Origin of the sequence: Paenibacillus chibensis (assembly GCF_004001045.1) — a bacterium.
Taxonomy (GTDB): domain Bacteria; phylum Bacillota; class Bacilli; order Paenibacillales; family Paenibacillaceae; genus Paenibacillus_AQ; species Paenibacillus_AQ chibensis.
Genome location: NZ_BIMK01000067.1, coordinates 1 through 1,408 on the forward strand (window position 1 = coordinate 1; position 1,408 = coordinate 1,408).

At 48.2% G+C, this 1,408-nt stretch carries 2 protein-coding genes; both read right to left on the reverse strand.

Annotated elements, in window-relative coordinates; genetic code table 11:
* The coding region (gene spoVAE / locus PCH05_RS27030; protein WP_127607815.1) for a stage V sporulation protein AE at nucleotides 1–307 on the reverse strand (307 nt) is incomplete at its 3' end.
* A complete protein-coding gene (spoVAD, locus tag PCH05_RS27035) occupies nucleotides 304–1,323 on the reverse strand; it encodes a stage V sporulation protein AD (RefSeq protein WP_127607817.1) in 1,020 nt (339 codons plus the stop codon). The genes spoVAE and spoVAD, both read right to left, overlap by 4 nt.
* Nucleotides 1,324–1,408: the final 85 nt, after the last annotated feature.

The following is a 1,408-nucleotide window of genomic DNA, read 5'->3' on the forward strand; positions in this document are numbered from 1 at the left end:
TAATCGCTGCGGATATTCCGGCACTGGTCACTTCGAAAATTCCGGTGATGATCCCAATCCAGCCATTGCTCTTTAGTTCTTGAAGCGCACCATGGACAAGCGCGTTACCAAAGCTTGTAATCGGGACCGATGCTCCTGCCCCGGCAAATTCAATCAGCGGGTCATACCATCCAATTCCGTCGACAATCGCACCCAATACAACAAGCAGGGTCATGGTGTGGGCCGGTGTAAGTTTCAAGACATCAAAACAAAATTGTCCGAAAACACAGATTGCACCTCCCACCAAAAAAGCCCAAAGAAAAATCATAATATCTCCCTTCCTGCCTCTATGGATACGGCATGAGCGATACAAGGAATGCTTTCCCCTTGTTGAAATGAAATCGGGGATAGCAGCGCCCCCGTAGCGACAACGAGGATTCGTTTCAGTTCACCTCTTCGCATCCGATTTAGCAAATGTCCATAGGTAACAACTGCCGAACAACCGCAGCCGCTTGCTCCGGCTTGAACCATTTGGGTTTCATAATCGTAAATCATCATCCCGCAATCGGAATATTCGGTTTGTTCGATGGGAAAGTTATGTTTCTTAAACAATTTACAGGCGATTTCATATCCGACTTTCGCAAGATCGCCGGTAACGATCAAATCGTAATAACCCGGTTCAATTCCCAAATCCCGAACATGCGCCTCAATGGTATCTACCGCTGCAGGAGCCATCGCTGCGCCCATATTAAACGGATCTTTAATGCCCATATCGATAACCCGGCTAATGGTGGCAGATGTAACAACCGGTCCGTCACCTTCCATGGATACGATGGCAGCACCGGCCCCGGTTACCGTATATTGGGCGGTTGGCGGTTTTTGCGAACCGTACTCGGTCGGATATCGGAACTGTTTCTCCGCACTGGAATCATGGCTGCATGTCCCCGCCAACACAAATTTCGCCGAACCGGAATTTACAAGGTTAGCTGCTAATGCCAGACTTTCCATCGAGGTTGAACAAGCGCCAAACACACCGAGGTAAGGGATCGATAATGTTCGCGCGGCAAAACTGCTGCTAATGATTTGATTCATCAAATCCCCGCCTATGTAAAACTGTACTTGTTCCTTTGTCAACCCCGCATTTTCAATAGCCAGTTTTGCCGCTTCTTCAATCAATACCTTTTCTGCTTTCTCCCAGCTCTTTTGTCCCATCATGGATTCTCCATGGACAATGTCAAAATCTTTGGCCAGCGGGCCTCTTCCTTCAAATGGACCCACTACCGTTGCTGTTGATCGGATGAACGGCTTGTTCTCAAATAGCCAACTCTGGTGTCCCTTTAACATATTAAGAGCCTCCCCCGCCTTTGATCAGCAAATGTACAATTCCTACCGCAAAGGCGGCGACTGTACCAAATACAATAACCGGTCC